At 70.2% G+C, this 15,478-nt stretch carries 12 protein-coding genes; 5 read left to right on the forward strand and 7 right to left on the reverse strand.

The window, feature by feature from the left end:
• The first annotated feature begins 170 nt into the window (after nt 1-170).
• Nucleotides 171-830 (forward strand): response regulator transcription factor, encoded by a 660-nt coding sequence (locus C7416_RS17380; RefSeq protein ID WP_111520069.1) that lies wholly within the window; start codon nt 171-173, stop codon nt 828-830.
• 39 nt (nt 831-869) lie between these two features.
• Nucleotides 870-6,074 (forward strand): trifunctional serine/threonine-protein kinase/ATP-binding protein/sensor histidine kinase, encoded by a 5,205-nt coding sequence (locus C7416_RS17385; RefSeq protein ID WP_111520236.1) that lies wholly within the window; start codon nt 870-872, stop codon nt 6,072-6,074.
• 58 nt (nt 6,075-6,132) lie between these two features.
• Here the strand turns inward: C7416_RS17385 and C7416_RS17390 are convergent, their stop codons facing one another.
• The 7 genes from C7416_RS17390 to C7416_RS17420 all read right to left on the reverse strand — a co-directional run bounded on the left by C7416_RS17390 (nt 6,133) and on the right by C7416_RS17420 (nt 13,196).
• Nucleotides 6,133-6,717 carry a hypothetical protein gene (locus tag C7416_RS17390; protein ID WP_258401115.1) on the reverse strand — a complete coding sequence of 195 codons (585 nt, stop codon included), beginning with the start codon at nt 6,715-6,717 and terminating at the stop codon, nt 6,133-6,135.
• 101 nt (nt 6,718-6,818) lie between these two features.
• Entirely contained in the window at nt 6,819-7,805 is a 987-nt protein-coding gene (surE, locus tag C7416_RS17395) for a 5'/3'-nucleotidase SurE (RefSeq protein ID WP_111520070.1), read from the reverse strand.
• Nucleotides 7,806-7,878: 73 nt separating this feature from the next.
• A complete protein-coding gene (gene dmpG, locus C7416_RS17400) occupies nt 7,879-8,904 on the reverse strand; it encodes a 4-hydroxy-2-oxovalerate aldolase (protein ID WP_111520071.1) in 1,026 nt (341 codons plus the stop codon).
• An 11-nt stretch (nt 8,905-8,915) separates the two neighbouring features.
• Nucleotides 8,916-9,821, reverse strand: coding sequence for an acetaldehyde dehydrogenase (acetylating) (locus C7416_RS17405; protein WP_111520072.1), 906 nt, complete (start codon nt 9,819-9,821; stop codon nt 8,916-8,918).
• A gap of 27 nt (nt 9,822-9,848) precedes the next feature.
• Nucleotides 9,849-10,631: a 2-oxopent-4-enoate hydratase gene (gene dmpE, locus C7416_RS17410; RefSeq protein WP_111520238.1), complete on the reverse strand. Its 783-nt coding sequence runs from the start codon at nt 10,629-10,631 to the stop codon at nt 9,849-9,851.
• A 56-nt stretch (nt 10,632-10,687) separates the two neighbouring features.
• Nucleotides 10,688-12,259, reverse strand: a complete 1,572-nt coding sequence (locus tag C7416_RS17415) for a DUF1302 domain-containing protein (RefSeq protein WP_111520073.1) — start codon at nt 12,257-12,259, stop codon at nt 10,688-10,690.
• 148 nt (nt 12,260-12,407) lie between these two features.
• Entirely contained in the window at nt 12,408-13,196 is a 789-nt protein-coding gene (locus tag C7416_RS17420; protein WP_111520074.1) for an SDR family oxidoreductase, read from the reverse strand.
• A 128-nt stretch (nt 13,197-13,324) separates the two neighbouring features.
• On the opposite strand from C7416_RS17420, the gene C7416_RS17425 reads away from it, so the two are divergent.
• Genes C7416_RS17425 through C7416_RS17435 form a run of 3 tightly spaced genes read left to right on the forward strand, consistent with a single transcriptional unit; the run spans nt 13,325 to nt 15,471 of the window.
• Nucleotides 13,325-14,227 carry an alpha/beta fold hydrolase gene (locus tag C7416_RS17425; protein WP_111520239.1) on the forward strand — a complete coding sequence of 301 codons (903 nt, stop codon included), beginning with the start codon at nt 13,325-13,327 and terminating at the stop codon, nt 14,225-14,227.
• Nucleotides 14,228-14,264: 37 nt separating this feature from the next.
• Nucleotides 14,265-15,050, forward strand: coding sequence for an SDR family NAD(P)-dependent oxidoreductase (locus C7416_RS17430; RefSeq protein ID WP_111520075.1), 786 nt, complete (start codon nt 14,265-14,267; stop codon nt 15,048-15,050).
• Between the two features lie 22 nt (nt 15,051-15,072).
• The gene (locus tag C7416_RS17435; protein ID WP_111520076.1) at nt 15,073-15,471 is read left to right on the forward strand and encodes a nuclear transport factor 2 family protein; all 399 of its coding nucleotides are present in this window, start codon (nt 15,073-15,075) and stop codon (nt 15,469-15,471) included.
• Nucleotides 15,472-15,478 lie beyond the last annotated feature (7 nt).

Below are 15,478 nucleotides of genomic sequence, written 5' to 3' on the forward strand. Positions count from 1 at the left end.
GGCGTGGTGCGCCGTGCATGGCGTACGCGCCGTCACCGCACCCGTGCGCGACTAACACCATGGTATGGGTGCCCGGTGCGTCACTGCCGTGACCCCATGCCGGTCCTTGCGATGACATGCCCGCTGGTTATAATCCGCAACACCTTTCCGAGCGCACTGGAGATCTGACCGTGACATCACCGAGCCTGGAGCCAGCCGACACCAGTGCGAACGATGACGCGACGGTGCTGGTGGTCGACGACGATGCCGCGCTGCGCCGTGCGCTGGGCAACCTGTGCCGCTCGGTCGGCCTGAACGTGGCGCTGTTCGCCTCCGCCGCCGAACTGCTGGCAGCGCCCTTGCCCGATACGCCATGCTGCCTGCTGCTCGATGTCAGGCTGCGCGGGCAGAGCGGGCTCGACCTGCAGGCGCGGCTGGGCCAGCTGGGTGTCCACATCCCCATCATCTTCATGACCGGCTACGGCGATATCGCCATGACGGTCGCGGCGATGAAGGCTGGCGCCGAAGACTTCATGCCCAAGCCGTTCCGCGACCAGGACCTGCTCGACGCGGTGGCCGCCGCGCTGGAGAAGGACCGGCTGCGGCGCGACGGTCTGCGCCGGCTCGAGGCGTTGCGCGCCAGCTACCAGTCGCTGACGCCGCGTGAAGGCGAGGTCATGGGCCTGGCGGTGGCGGGCCTGCTCAACAAGCAGATCGCCGCGCAGATCGGCATCAGCGAGGTGACGGTGAAGATCCACCGCGGCCAGGCCATGCGCAAGATGAAGGCGCGCACCTTTGCCGAGCTGGTGCTGATGGCGCAGCAGCTCGGCCTGTGCAAGGTCGGCGGCTGAGTGCGCCGCAGCGCCGAGCCTGCCATCATTCCCGCCCCCATGACGCCTGGCATCCCCGCGCAGCGAAGCCTCGCACCGGCCTTTGACGACGCCTGGCTGGCACGGGCCGCGCAGACCGTGCTGCACGTCTCGGACGGCATCGCTTACCTGCAACTGTCCGACCCCGACACCGGGCTGCGCTGCTTCGCCAGGAGTGCGCCGCTGGCCCACAGCGCGCCGCTGCAGGACGAAGCCCGGCTGGCCGCGCGCTTGCAGGCGGACTGGGCCGCGGTGCCGGCGGCCACGCTGCGCAACGCAGAACGCATGGTGGTGGTGTATGGCGGCGCGCCCGCATCGACCCTCGCCGCGACACTGGAGGACGCCCCCGTCCCGGTCGCGCGCTTCCTGGAGCTTGCCATCGGCAGCACGCGAGCGCTGGCGGGCGCGCATGCGCACGGCCTGCTGCATGGCGATATCCGGCCGCACAACCTGCTCATCGAAGATAGCGCCGACGACGGCGCCAACGACGGCGTCAACGGCGGCGCCGGCGTGCGCCTGACCGGCTTCGACCATGCCACCGCGCTGGACGCCATGCCGCCCGTGGTGCCGCGCCCCGGCCCCGCATCGTGGCCATACCAGTCGCCCGAAGTCGCCCGCGCCGACCAGACGCGCACCAGCGCCCGCTCTGACCTGTATTCGCTAGGCGTGACCTTCTACCGGATGCTGACCGGCACGCTGCCGTTCAGCGCCGATACGCCCGCGGCGTGGCAGCACGCCCATCTCGCCGTCGAACCCGTGCCGCCGCACGTGCGCGTGCCGGGCATCGCGCCGTTGCTGGGGGCGATCGTGCTCAGGCTGCTGGCCAAGGATCCCGCTGACCGCTATGCCGGCGCCATCTCGCTGCTCGTCGACCTGCTGCGCTGCCAGGCGGACTGGCGCGAACGCGGCGAGATCGCGCCGTTCCGGCTCGATGCCGCCGGCGCGAGCTCGACGCTGGACGTGTCCGGCGAGCTCTTCGGCCGCGCGCGCGAAACCGCGCAGCTTGCCGACGCGCTGGCGCGCGTGCGCCACAGCGGCCAGTCCGAGCTGGTGCTGATCGCCGGCGCCGCCGGCACCGGCAAGTCGGCGCTGGCGGCGTGGCTGTCGTGCCAGGCGGGGCAGCACGGCATGCCCTTTGCCAGCGGCAAGAGCGATCAGTTGCAGCTCGACATTCCGTACGCCCCGGTCGCACAGATGATCCGCGCGCTGACGCTGCCGCTGCTGGGCGAGCCGGAAGCCGCGCTGGCGCCGGTGCGCAAGCGCTGGCTGCGCGCGCTCGCGGGCCAGGGCCGGGCCATTGCCGTGCTGGTGCCCGAGGTCGAGCACGTGCTGGGGCGCACCGCGCCGCTGGCCGAGGTGCCGGCCCAGCAGGCGCTGGCGCGCGCGCAGCAGGCCATCCTTGCCACCTTCGCCACTTTTGCCGACCAGGGCGCGCCGCTGGTGCTGTGCTTCGATGACCTGCAGTGGGCCGATGCGTCGACCATTGCGCTGCTCGAAGCCTTTACCACGCAGCGCCCGGCCAACCTGCTGCTGATCGCCGCCTATCGCGACCACGGCAACGATGTCGAGCAGCGCTTCTCGTGGCTTATGCACGCAAGCCGCGCCGGCGCGCTGCCGGTCACGCGCATCGCCGTGCGGCCCCTGTCCGTGTGGGAACTGACCGAACTGGTGGCGGCCGCCCTCAACGAGCCGGCGCCGCGCGTGGAAGCGCTGGCGCAGCTGGTGCATGCGAAGACCGGCGGCAATCCCTTCTTCTCGTACCAGCTGTTGCGCGCGCTGGTCGACGATGGCGTGCTGGCCTACCGCGAGGCCTACCGCGACGAGCGCGCCGGCTGGCACTGGGACGAGGCTGATGCCGCGCAGCATCGCTACACCGACAGCGTGACCGACCTGATGACCCGCCGCTTCGCGCGGCTGCCGGAAGCAGGTACGGAGCTGCTCAGGCAGCTGGCCTGCGTGGGCATACGCTGCGAGCAGAGCCTGCTTGCGTGCGTGGCGCAACTCGATGCGGCGCAGCTCGACGAGCGGCTGCGCCCCTTCGTCGATGCCGGCCTGCTGGTATGGAGCGAGGACGGTTACGCGTTCCAGCACGACCGTGTGCTGGAGGCGGCGTACGCCATGATCGCGCCGCGCGAGCGTCCGGCCGCGCACGCCCGCATCGCGGCCATCATGATCGAGCACTGGCAGGCCGACCAGGCCGTGCATGCCTTCGAGATCGGCAACCAGATCGAACGCGCGGCCGGCCATCCGCTGCCCGAGCCGCAACGCGTGGCCTTCGTGCAGGTGCTGCTGGTCGCCGCCAGGCGCGCCCGGCGCAGCGCGGCGTTAGCGCAGGCGACGCGCTACACCGACGCCGCATTCGCGCTGATGCAGCCGTCATGGTGGACCACGCACTGTGCGCTGGCCTACGGTGCGAGCATGCTGCACTGCGAATGCCTGCTGGCGCAGGCGCGGCTGGAGCCGGCCTCGCAGGAGATCGACGCGCTGCTCGCGCGCGACCTGCCGCCGGTGGACAAGGCCGCCGTGCACCGGCTCAAGGCCAGCCTGCAGACCGTGCGTTCCGACTACGAGGGCGCGATCAACGCCGCGCTGTCGGGGCTGGCGCTGCTCGATATCCACCTGGAACGCGGGCCCGGCCCGGCGCGCATGCGCGAGGCCTATGACACGGTGAAGCGGGCGCTGGGCGGGCGCGCCATCGACAGCCTGGGCCGGTTGCCGGCGACCGAAGACAGCCGCATCCAGACCATCATGGGGCTGCTGTCGACGCTGATCTCGTCGCTGTTCGTGCGCGATGGCATCAGCTTCCTGCACGTGGCCAAGATGGTGGAGCTGACGCTGGAACACGGCGCCACCGCGGAATCGCCATACGGGCTGTCGTGGTTCGGCGTCTTCATCGCCAGCCTGTACGAGCAATACGAGGACGGACTGGCCTATGGGCTGGCGGCGATGGAGCTGGCCGACCGCCATGGCTACGAGGCCGAGCGCATCGCCACGCTGGTGGCGGTCGACCAGGTCAGCGCCTGGACCCGGCCGCTGTCCTACGCGCTGGCGCATGCGCAGCGCGCCGTCACGCTGGGCCGGGCCTCGGGCGATATCGGCATGGCGTGCTATGCCTGCAACCATATCGTGTCCGACCTGCTCGCGATGGGCGAGCACCTGCGCCTGGTGGAGGAAGAGATCGGCCGCGGGCTGGCCCTGACGCGGCTGGTGCAATACCGGGATATCGAGCTGATCCTGTATTCGCAGCACCATTTCCTGCGCCGGCTGCGCAGCGGTGACGAAGCGCCGCCGCAGGACGAGGCCGCCCACCAGATGAACGCGGCGCAGCGGCTGGCGCGCGCCAACTCGCTGCCGACCCGGTTCTGGATCTGGCTCTACGACGGCATGGCGGCGGTGTTCCGGCAGGAGTGGGACCACGCGGTGCGCAGCCTGCGCGAGGCGCAGACGCTGATCTGGTCGGCGCCTGCCCATATCAACGTCGCGGATTGCCGGCTGTATCTGGCCATTGCGCTGTCGCACGCGACGGCCGGCGCCGCGTCGGACGACGTGATGGCCGAACTTGCCGCGCACCGTGACTGCTTTGCCCGCTGGGCGGCGCTGAACTCCCAGACCTTCGGCGGCAAGCTGGCGCTGGTCGAGGCGGAGCTGGCGCGCCTGCGCGGCGATCCGCTGCAGGCGCTGGCCGGCTACGAGCAGGCGGCGGCGGCCGCCGCCGCGGCCGGCTTCGTTCATGAGGCGGCGCTGGCGCACGAGCTGGCCGGCATGCTGTGCGAAGCGCGCGGCCTGCCGACCGCGGCCGCGCAGCACTGGCGCCTGGCCCATGCCGGCTACCGCCGCTGGGGCGCCGACCACAAGGCGACGCTGCTGGAGACGCGCCATCCGCAGCGCGACGTGGCGGGGCACGAACACGGCAGCGCCGACGGCAGGCTCAGCGCGCAGCGCTGGGAGCTGGGCATGAAGGCGGCCAGGGCGTTGTCCAGCGAGATCGTGATGGACCGGCTGATTGAAACGCTGATGACCCATGTGGTGGTCCATGCCGGCGCGCAGTACGGCTTGCTGCTGCTGATGCGCGGCGAGCAGCCCATGATCGAGGCTTCGGCACGCGTGGCCGATGGCAAGGTGGCGGTGACGCTGGGCAGTGCGGTGCCGAGCGAGCAGGCGCTGCCGCTGGCGGTGCTCAACAGCGTGCTGCGCACCCGGCAGACGCTGGCGCTGGACGACGCCATGGTCGATGCGCCGTCGATCCGTACCCGGGGCGCCATTGCCGGCGGCCCGCGCTCGGTGCTGTGCCTGCCGCTGCTGCGCGGCGGCAGCCTGGTCGGCGTGTTCTACCTGGAAAACAGCTTGGCGCCGGCGGTATTCGACGCGACCCGGATCGCGGAGCTTGAGGTGCTGGCGCCGCAGGTGGCGATCTCGCTCGAGACCGCGCGCCTGTACCAGCAGCTGATCGACGAAAGCAACCGCCGCGTCGCCGCCGAAATGCGGCTGCGCAGCGCCAGCTCGGCACTGGCGCGCACCTCGCACCTGACGGTGATGGGCGGCCTGGCCGCCTCGATCGCGCATGAAGTCAACCAGCCGCTCACCGCCATCGTCGCCACCGTCGACGCCAGCCTGCGCTGGCTGAACCGGCCCAGGCCGGAGGTGGCCGAGGCGCTCGACGGCTTTACCGACATCAAGCAGTACGCGCTGCGCGCCGCCGACATCATCCGTGCGCTGCGCGCGCTGGCCAGGCAGGTGCCGGCGGTGCTGGCGCCGCTGCATCCCGACGACGTCCTGCGCGAAGTGCTGGAGATGGCGCGCCTGGACATCGACGCGCACGAGGTCCGGGTCGTCGCACGGCTGGCGGCGGGGTCCGCCGTGGTCGAAGCCGATCGCGTCCAGCTGCAGCAGGTGGTGCTGAACCTGATCACCAACGCGCTCGACGCCATGGTGCAGACTCCGCCCCCGCAGCGCGAACTGATCGTGACCTCGTACCGCGAGCAGGACAATGTCGTCGTCAGCGTGCAGGACCACGGCGCGGGCATCCCCGAGGACGTGCTGGGCCAGGTGTTCGAGCCGTTCTTCACCACCAAGGACGATGGCATGGGCATGGGTCTCGCCATTTGCCGCTCCATCATCGAGGCGCACGGCGGCACGCTGGAAGTGCGCAACCGGCGCAGCGGCGGCAGCGAGTTCATGTTCCGGCTGCCGGTATGCGAGATGTTGCCGGCGGCGGCGGGACCCTGACAGAGCCACCGCGGCGGCGTTGCGGGGCGATGGTTCTCACGCGCCCCGCAAGCTTGCTTCACCCGCAGTTCCCGTCGGCCACGCACAGCCCGTGCACCACCATCTCGCCCATGAAATCCATCGAGGCCTGGTCGGAGATGGCTTCGCGCAGCGCGTCCAGCGCGGCATCGTGGGCATCGCCGGCATTGCCGGCCTGCAGCGGGGTGTCGTGCCAGCGCCGCGGGATCGCGGCAGGATCGACATCGACTCCGGCACCCGCGGCCAGCGCTGCCAGTACGGCGCTTTCCGCTTCGGTCAGCGCTTCGGCCGACAGCCCCTTGGCGGTCGCGGTGCCGAAGCTGTCGAAGGCCTGGCCCGGCGGGCCGCCCGTCAGTTTCCACAGCGCCAGCTCGGTCAGCGGCGTGCAGTTGACGGTGCGTCCGCCCAGCACCAGGCCGTGCAGCCGCTGGCGGTTCGGTTCGCCCTGAGTGGGTCCGCTTACGAGCCCGCCTTCGCAGCGGACCATCAGCGCGCCGTCCGGTACGCCGGACAGGCGGAAGGCGCCGCTGGCATCGGCCGTGGCGTGGCGCACCTGCCCTTGCGTGTCGCGCACCTGCACGGTGGCGCCGGCCAGCGCCGCGCCCACGGCGGCGGTGCCGCTCACATCCTGCGCCGGCTCATCCCCGCATGCCGCGACGGCCGCGACCCCGCATGCGAGCACGAGGTGGCGCCAGTGTCGAAGTTGCTTGCCCATGGTATCGGTGCTCACGGAGCCAGGTTGGCCAGCTCGCGACGCGAGCGGTTGAACAGGCCGCGCGCCAGCGGCGTCGGGCGGAAGTCGACATCGAGCGGCGAGATGGTGATGTACCTCGCCAGGAAGGCCGGCGTCTCGGCGGTCTTTGCCAGCGCGGCCAGTTCGGTCTCCGCCGCGCCCACGTCGATCGAGACGGTGTTGTCGGCATTGCGCTTGTAGGCCGTGGTAAAGGAATCCACGGTGCCGGGCACGGTCAGGCGCACGCCGGCCGGGGCCCCGCCAACCGGATAGTTGATGCTGAGCGGGTTGGCCACGGGCAGCAGCGGCTGGCCGGCGGCGCGGGTGGACTCCAGGGTGGCGATCACGCGCGCCAGGAAGGCGCCGGCCTTCGGGAACGCGGCGATGGTGGCGGGAAAGCCCGAGCGTGCCTCGGCAAAGTCCACCCCCACGCTCAGCGCGATGCCGGGCACGCCGCGGCGCGCGGCGTACAGCACGTTCATCACCGTGCCCGAATGGGGGATCGAATCGGACAGGTTCTCGCCGAAGTTGGCGCCCGAGACCACCAGGTCCGGGGTCAGGCCGCTTTCCGGCGCGACGATCTTCAGGCCGATGGCGGTGGCATCGACCGGCGAGCCGGTGCCGATATAGTCCGGGTTGGTGCTGTTGAGCGCGCTGCCCGCGACAAAGGTGGACCTGACCCGATGCACGCAGAAGGTATCGGCGCTGCCGGCGAGCGGGTCCACCACCAGCCGGGTGCGGCCGTCGGGCACGGCATAAGCCGCGCCCGAGCCGCTCTGGTTGGTGGCGGGGCCGACCGTGACGACGCGGTGGCCGGCATCCTGCAAGGCCTTGCGCACCGCGGCGATGCCGGGCGCGGCGCAGCCATCGTCATTGGTCAGCAGGATATTGAGGGCGTGGGCCGGGCTGGACGCGACGGCCAGTGCCATGGCGGCAAAGGCGAAGCCGGCAAGCCGCGGGCGGGCACGAAGTCTGAGCATGGGTACCTGTCTCCTCTTTCTTTGTTGGTGATGAAAGCAGTGCCCGGCGTACCGGGCCGGATCGAAAGCGTCCTTACGCTACGGGCAGGCCGCGCGCACGCGCCAGCGTGATCGCGGTGTCCTCGATCATGTCTTCCTGGCCGCCCACCAGCCGCTGGCGGCCGAGCTCCACCAGGATCTCGCGCGCGGGGATGCGGTACTTGGCCTCGGCGCGCTTGGCAAACAGCAGGAACGACGAATACACGCCGGCATAGCCCAGCGTGAGCGCGTCGCGGTCGATGCGGATGGGGTGGTCCATGATCGGTACCACCAGGTCCTCGGCGACGTCGGCAATGCGGAATACGTCGACGCCGGTCTCGATGCCCATGCGCTCGCACACGGCCACCAGCACTTCCATCGGGGTATTGCCGGCGCCCGCGCCCAGGCCCGCGGCGGCCGCGTCGATGCGGGTCGCGCCGCACGCGATCGCGGCGAGCGAATTGGCCACGCCCATGGCCAGGTTGTGATGGCCGTGGAAGCCCAGTTCGGTCTCGGGGCGCAGCGCCTGCCGCACCGCGGTGAGCTTCTCGGTGACATCGTGCGGCAGCATGTGGCCGGCGGAGTCGGTGATGTACAGGCAGTTGGCGCCGTAGCTTTCCATCAGCAGCGCCTGCTGCACCAGCGTCTGCACCGGCGCCATGTGCGCCATCATCAGGAAGCCGACGGTATCCATGCCGAGCTTGCGCGCCATGCCGATATGCTGCTCCGAGACATCGGCCTCGGTGCAGTGCGTGGCCACGCGAATGGTCTGCACGCCGATCTCGTGCGCCATGCGCAGGTGGTCGACGGTGCCGATGCCGGGCAGCAGCAGCGCCGACACGCGCGCCTGCTTCAGCTCGCCCAGCACCGCGCGCAGGTATTCCTCGTCGCTGTGCGCGGGGAAGCCGTAGTTGACCGAGGCGCCGCCGAGACCATCGCCGTGGGTGACTTCGATCAGCGGCACGCCGGCGGCATCGAGCCCGCGGGCAATGCTCTTCATCTGCTCCAGCGAGATCTGGTGGCGCTTCGGGTGCATGCCGTCGCGCAGGGTCATGTCGTGCAGGGTGATGCGTTGGGCCATGGCCTGGCTCCTTATACGGTAGCGGTTGCAGGGCTGCCGGCGCGCATGGCGGCGGCGATGCATTCGGCGGTCCTGGCGGCCGAGGCGGTCATGATGTCGAGGTTGCCGGCGTACTTCGGCAGGTAGTCCCCCAGGCCTTCGACCTCGAGGAAGATCGAGACGCGCTTGCCGTCGAATACCGGGCCGTTCTTCAGCGTGTAGCCGGGCACGTACTTGCGGACCTCGGCGATCATGTCGTGCACCGACGCGGTGATCGCGGCGACGTCGGGCGCGTCCTCGGTCAGGCAGTGGATGGTGTCGCGCATGATCAGCGGCGGCTCGGCCGGGTTGATCACGATGATGGCCTTGCCCTGGCGCGCGCCGCCCACGGCCTCGATCGCGCCCGCCGTGGTGCGCGTGAACTCGTCGATATTGCGGCGCGTGCCGGGGCCGACCGAGCGCGACGACACCGTCGCCACGATCTCGCCATACGCCACCGGCTGCACGCGCGATACCGCATACACCATCGGGATGGTGGCCTGGCCGCCGCAGGTGACCATGTTGACGTTCATCTCGTTGCTGCCGATATGGGCCTCGAGGTTGACCGGCGGCACGCAGAACGGCCCGATCGCCGCCGGCGTCAGGTCGATCACGCGCACGCCGCGCGCGGTCAGCCTGGCCGAGTGCTCGGCGTGGACGTAGGCCGAGGTGGCATCGAAGGCGATGCGGATATCGTCGGCCTCCAGGTGCGGCAGCAGGCCGTCGAGGCCGTCGCTGGTGGTCTTCAGCCCCAGCTCGCGCGCGCGCGCCAGGCCTTCGGAGCTCGGCTCCACGCCGACCATCCAGACCGGTTCCAGGATGTCGCTGCGGCGCAGCTTGTAGAGCAGGTCGGTGCCGATATTGCCGGGACCGATCAGGGCGCATCGGATCTTGTTCATGGTGTTTGGGATCGCAGGGTCAGACAGTCAGGAGAACACGGCGGCGCAGCCGCCGATGCCGGTGATATGCATGGACAGGCGGTCGCCCGCCTGCACGGGAATCAGCGCCGCCAGCGAGCCCGACAGGATGGTCTCGCCGGCGAGCAGGGGAATGCCGTAGCTGCCGAGCGTGTTGGCCAGCCACGCCACCGCGTCGGCGGGGTGGCCCAGCGCGGCGCTGCCCAGGCCGGTGGCGACGCATTCGCCGTTCTTGTCGAGCGTCATCGCGCACGCGGCCAGGTCCAGCGCATGCGGGCTCACGCGCTCGTCGCCAAGCACATAGACGCCGCACGAGGCGTTGTCGGCAACGGTGTCCTCGATGCGGATGCGCCAGTCGCGGATGCGCGAGTCGACGATCTCGAAGCAGGCCGCCACCGCCTCGGTGGCGTCGAGCACGTCGTCGCGCGTCACGCCCGGGCCGCGCAGGTCGCGCCGCAGGAAGAAGGCGATCTCGCCCTCGGCGCGCGGCTGGATCAGCGACGCCGTGGGAATGGGCTGGCCGGCGGCGTAGTGCATGCTCTGCAGCAGGATGCCGAAGTCGGGCTGGTGCACGTCCAGCATCTGCTGCACGGCGGCGCTGGTCACGCCGATCTTCTTGCCGGTGACGCGGTCGCCGGCGGCCAGCCGGTGGGCGACAAAGCCCTGCTGGATGCGGTAGGCGGCGCCGACATCCAGCGCCAGGCCGCGGCCGCTGAGCGGCGGCACCGGCGTGCGCGTGACCAGCGCCTGGTGGAGTTCGTTGCTGAGCGTGGTGATCAGGTCGGCATTCATGGCGGAAAAGAGGGCGGTCCGCGCGGCCATGCAGGCGGCGCGGACCGGGACGAGGGTCAGAACGAATACTTGGCGTTGAAGGCCACGTAGTCGCGGTCGGCCAGCGGGCGGTTGACGATGTTGGCGCCGCCGATGAACGCGGCGTAGGTCAGGTTGAGTTCCAGGTTGTTCAGGTACTTGAAGGTCAGCCCGACGCTGGCGCGCTTGTCGCTATAGCCCATCAGCGTGCCGAAGGCGCCGGCCACCGCCGACCTGCCGCTGAACTGCTGCGCATAGGTCAGCGGCACGGTGACGTCCCAGCCGTCGAACACGTTGTTGTAGGTCAGCGACCAGCCCACCTGGAACGCCGCCGAGTTGCGCGTGTTCGACAGCTTGCTGAAGCCCATGACCGGATCCACGTCCAGCACATGCAGGTACGAGACTTCGCCCAGCAGCGACTGCGAATCGGCGAGGAAGGTCGGCCCCACCGAATAGATCGCGGACAGGTTGCCCTGCAGCGCCTTGCCGCGCGAGGCGGTGGGCGAGCCGGCCACGTCCACCAGCATCGGCACGCCGTCCTTGTAGCTGACTTCGCCGGCGACGTTGGCGCCCAGCAGCTGCGTCGAGAAGCTGGCGCCGGTCAGGTTGATGCCGCCGTAGAACTTCTGCTGGTACTGCAGCGTGGGGAACAGCGAGGTGACCACGCTCGGGTTCTTGTCGTGGTAGCGCAGCTGGTAGAGCCCGATCTCGGTATCCTCGAACACGCGGAAGCGGGCGCCGACACCCCACTGGCCCCAGTCGGACGGGCGGATATCCGGACCGCGCGGGATGGTGAAGCCGGGCCCGATGATGAACTCGGCGCCGGGCCCGACCACGTCGGTGGTGCTGAAATAGCTGCCCGGGGCGAACATCTGGTTCGGCTTGTAGGTGAACTGGTAATAGCCCATCAGGCTGAACGTCGGCGTCACTTGCAACTGCAGCGAGGCCTGTGGCACCGGCAGCAGGATGTCCTTGACCTCGGCGCCGGGCACGAAGGCCTTGGTCGCATCGGCGGGCCCCTGCGCGCCGGCGATGTTGGCGAAGAACAGGCTTTCGCCCCACGCCACCACCTGGTTGCCGAGCTTGAAGCTCAGCTTCGTGCCGCCGATCGGCGTGGCGCCGTAGACATAGGCGTCGAGCAGCTGTGCGCGGTGCTCGTGGTAGTCCTTCGCCGACTCGGTGAACTGGTTGAACGGCCCGCTGTGGTTGACCGTGAACGGCGCGTTGTTGGAGTTGGTGCCGCTGTAGGCCCAGTCGTAGAACACGCTGCCGCGCAGCAGCGCGCCGAATTCGCCGCGCTTCAGGTGCGCCTCGCCCAGCAGCGAGACGCGGTTCGCGGTCATGTCGCCGCGCTTGAAGTTGCGGTCGCCGTCGTCGCCGTTGATATTGGCGGGGCTCAGCAGCGCGTCGCTCTGGCGGCCGGTGCGCAGCGCCGCGCCGTAGGACGCGGTGACGCTGTAGTCGAGCGTGGTGTCGTTGCCGAAGTCGATGGTGTCGCCGGCTTGCGCGGGCTGCGCAAGCAGCGCCGCCAGCGCCGTCAGGGCCGCTGCCGCGGCGATGGGCCGCAGCCGGTTGCGGCGCTGCTGTGGCCCGCGTGGTGGTTGGTGCATGGTGGTCTCCCCGTGAAATCGGTGTTGGTTCATTGCCTGGCACTTCGATCGGCCCTCGCCTGGACGAGAAGCGTAGAGAGGGGGAGCCATGCACAAATCGGCAGAACGGACTAGGCGGTTTCCCTACGGGCAGCGGCTCGGGTGCGGCTCAGGTGCGATTGATCGAGGCCGCGTCGAGAAAGGCCGGCCGCTCGCCGCCGCCATCGATCACGAGATTGGCACCGCTCACGTACGAGGCCTGCGGCGAGGCCAGGAACAGGCAGGCGGCGGCGATGTCGTCCGGCAGCGCCAGCCGGCCCAGCGGCACCGTCGCCGCCATGCTGCGCAAGGCCGCCGGATCGCCGTAGTGCTGCTGCTGCGAGGTGTCGGTCAACACCATGCCCGGGCTGACCGCGGCCACGCGCACGCGCGGCGCCCATTCCACCGCGAGCGTGCGCACCGCATTGAGGATGCCCGCCTTGGCGGCGCCGTATGCTGCAGTGCCGGGCGACGGGCGCAGCGCACTGACGCTGCCGACGAACAGCTGGGTGCCGCCGCCGGCCTGCTGCTGCATGCGCGCATTGCAGCGCTGGGCCAGCTGCAGCGGCGCCACCAGGTTGAGCCGGATCACCGACTCGAGCAGCCGCGGCGAGGCGTCGGCAACCAGCGCGAACGGCGCGCCGCCGGCGTTGTGAACCACCACGTCCAGCGTCGGGCTGGCCTGTGCGATCTGCGCCAGCATGGCGTCGGCCTGTTCCAGGTCGCGGATGTCCGCGGCAATGAAGCGGGCGCTGCGGCCATCCGCGGCCGGCAGCTCGCTGTCGTCGGCGGGCGCGGTGCGGCCGCATACGAACACCTGCGCGCCGGCGCGCAGGAAGGCCTCGCTGATGGCGCGGCCGATGCCGCGCATGCCGCCGGTGACCAGCACGGTCTGGCCGGTGTAATCGAATCCTGTCATGGGCTTGCCCCGTTTTGCATGGAGCGCCCATCGTAGGAGAAGTGGCGCGGCGGCTCGTAGTCCGAATGAACGATGCCCGCGGCGGTGGCGCTGCGCAAGATGCTGGGCAAACCAAGGGAGACGCCCTCATGTCCGCTACCTCGCAGCACACGTCCTCGACACCCTCGGCCACGTCCGCCGGGCCAGCTTCGCTCCACCCCAACCTGCCGGTGGGACGCTTCATCACCACCGCCACGGGCCTGCGCCTGCACTGCCTGGACGCCGGCGCCGGCGAGCCGGTGGTCTTTATCCACGGCAGCGGGCCGGGCGCGAGCGGGCACAGCAACTTCCGCCACAACGTGCCGGCGTTCGCCGCGGCGGGTTTCCGCACCGTGGTGGTGGACCTGCCTGGCTACGGGCTGTCGTCCAAGCCGGACGATGTCGAGTACACGCTGGACTTCTTCGTCGCCGCGCTGCGCGAGCAGCTGCTGGCGCTGGAACTGCCGCGCTGCGTGCTGGTGGGCAATTCGCTGGGCGGCGCGATCGCGCTGCAGTACGCGCTGGATTACCCGGAGCATGTCAGCCGCCTGGTGATGATGGCGCCCGGCGGCGTGGAGGAGCGCGAAACCTATTTCCAGATGGCGGGGATCCAGCGCATGGTGTCGCTGTTCACCGGCGGCCACATGAACCCTGACACCATGCGCCAGCTGCTGCAATTGCTGGTGCACGACGCCAGCCTGGTCACCGACGCGCTGGTCGACGAGCGCATGGCGGTATGCCGCGAGCAGCCGCGCGAGGTGCTGGCCACCATGAAGGTGCCCAACCTGACCGCGCGGCTGGGCGAGATCCGCTGCCCGGTGCTGGGCTTCTGGGGCACCGAGGACCAGTTCAATCCCGCCTCGGGCGCGGCGAAGTTCCTGAGCGGCTGCGCCGATGCGCGCTTTGTCATGATCAATCGTTGCGGCCATTGGGTGATGGTCGAGCATGCGGCGTATTTCAACCGCGAATGCCTGGGCTTCCTGGCCGATACCGCCCCGGGCGGCGCGGCATAATTGCCTCCGCCCACACGATAAATACCAAGGAGACATCATGGAATACCCGTATGACCTGTTCGGCCTGCGCGGCAAGGTGGCGGCCATCACCGGTGCCGCGCGCGGCATCGGCGCCGAGACCGCGCGCATGCTCGCGGCCGCCGGTGCCAGGGTGGCCGTGCTCGACGTGCTGGAAGCAGACGGCAAGGCCACGGCCGAAGCGATCTGCGCGGCCGGCGGCGAGGCCGCGTTCTGGAAGCTCGACGTCACCCGCGAAGACGAGGTGGCGCGCGTGTTCACCGAGATCGCCGGGCGCTTCGGCGGCCTCAGCATCCTGGTGAACAACGCCGGCATCGAAGGACCCAATGCGCCCACCCATGAACTGGCGCTGGAGCAATGGCAGCAGGTGATGGCGGTGAACGTGACCGGCACCTTCCTGTGCACCAAGCACGCCATCGCGCATATGGAACGCGCCGGCGGCGGCGCCATCGTCAATGTGTCGTCGATGTACGGCATCGCCGGCGGGCCGGACGTGCCGCCTTACCACGCGTCGAAGGCGGCGGTGCGGATGATGGCCAAGACCGACGCGCTGCTGTACGCCGGCAAGAACATTCGGGCCAATTCGATCCATCCGGGCTTTATCCGCACGCCGATGCTGGAACACGTGGCCCAGGTCTCGGGGCAGGGGGAGGGGCTGTTCGACTACCTGGGCGGCCTTACGCCCGCGGGCAAGGTGGGGCAGCCGCGCGACATCGCGTCAGGCATCCTGTACCTCGTGTCCGACGCGGGACGCTACGTCACCGGCGCCGAGCTGGTGATCGACGGCGGCTACACCGCACGCTGAAACCCACGACCAGGAGCATCCCATGTCCCAGGACCCCGATTCCCCTCCCGACAGCGCCGCGATGAAGGCGACGCTGCTCGCCTATGTCGAGCACTTCAATGCCGGCGACGCGCAGGGCGTTGCCGCGCTCTATGCCGACGACGCCACCGTGGAAGATCCCGTCGGCGCGCAGCCCATCGCCGGCAAGCCCGCCATCCTCGCGTTCTACCAGCACGCCACCGCGCTCGGCGCGCGGCTGGAGGTGGTGGCGCCGCCGCGCGGTTCGCACGGCAACGCCGCCGCGCTGACCTTCGCCGTGCATGCGCGGCTGGAAGGGCGGCCGGCGCGCATCGACGTGACCGACATCATGAGCTTCGGCGACGACGGCCGCATCCGCAGCATGCGCGCCCACTGGGGCCCGGACGACGTCCATTTCGTCTAAGCGCCCC

This window comes from Cupriavidus phytorum, from assembly GCF_003254285.1.
In the GTDB taxonomy this organism is placed as follows: Bacteria; Pseudomonadota; Gammaproteobacteria; order Burkholderiales; family Burkholderiaceae; genus Cupriavidus; species Cupriavidus phytorum.

What these genes read in the sequence shown, in the direction of transcription:
- C7416_RS17385 (WP_111520236.1), top strand. Translation starts at nt 870, where the DNA reads ATGACGCCTGGCATCCCCGCGCAGCGAAGCCTCGCACCGGCCTTTGAC.
- surE (WP_111520070.1), bottom strand. Translation starts at nt 7,805, where the DNA reads ATGCTCAGACTTCGTGCCCGCCCGCGGCTTGCCGGCTTCGCCTTTGCC.
- dmpG (WP_111520071.1), bottom strand. Translation starts at nt 8,904, where the DNA reads ATGGCCCAACGCATCACCCTGCACGACATGACCCTGCGCGACGGCATG.
- C7416_RS17405 (WP_111520072.1), bottom strand. Translation starts at nt 9,821, where the DNA reads ATGAACAAGATCCGATGCGCCCTGATCGGTCCCGGCAATATCGGCACC.
- dmpE (WP_111520238.1), bottom strand. Translation starts at nt 10,631, where the DNA reads ATGAATGCCGACCTGATCACCACGCTCAGCAACGAACTCCACCAGGCG.
- C7416_RS17415 (WP_111520073.1), bottom strand. Translation starts at nt 12,259, where the DNA reads ATGCACCAACCACCACGCGGGCCACAGCAGCGCCGCAACCGGCTGCGG.
- C7416_RS17420 (WP_111520074.1), bottom strand. Translation starts at nt 13,196, where the DNA reads ATGACAGGATTCGATTACACCGGCCAGACCGTGCTGGTCACCGGCGGC.
- C7416_RS17425 (WP_111520239.1), top strand. Translation starts at nt 13,325, where the DNA reads ATGTCCGCTACCTCGCAGCACACGTCCTCGACACCCTCGGCCACGTCC.
- C7416_RS17430 (WP_111520075.1), top strand. Translation starts at nt 14,265, where the DNA reads ATGGAATACCCGTATGACCTGTTCGGCCTGCGCGGCAAGGTGGCGGCC.
- C7416_RS17435 (WP_111520076.1), top strand. Translation starts at nt 15,073, where the DNA reads ATGTCCCAGGACCCCGATTCCCCTCCCGACAGCGCCGCGATGAAGGCG.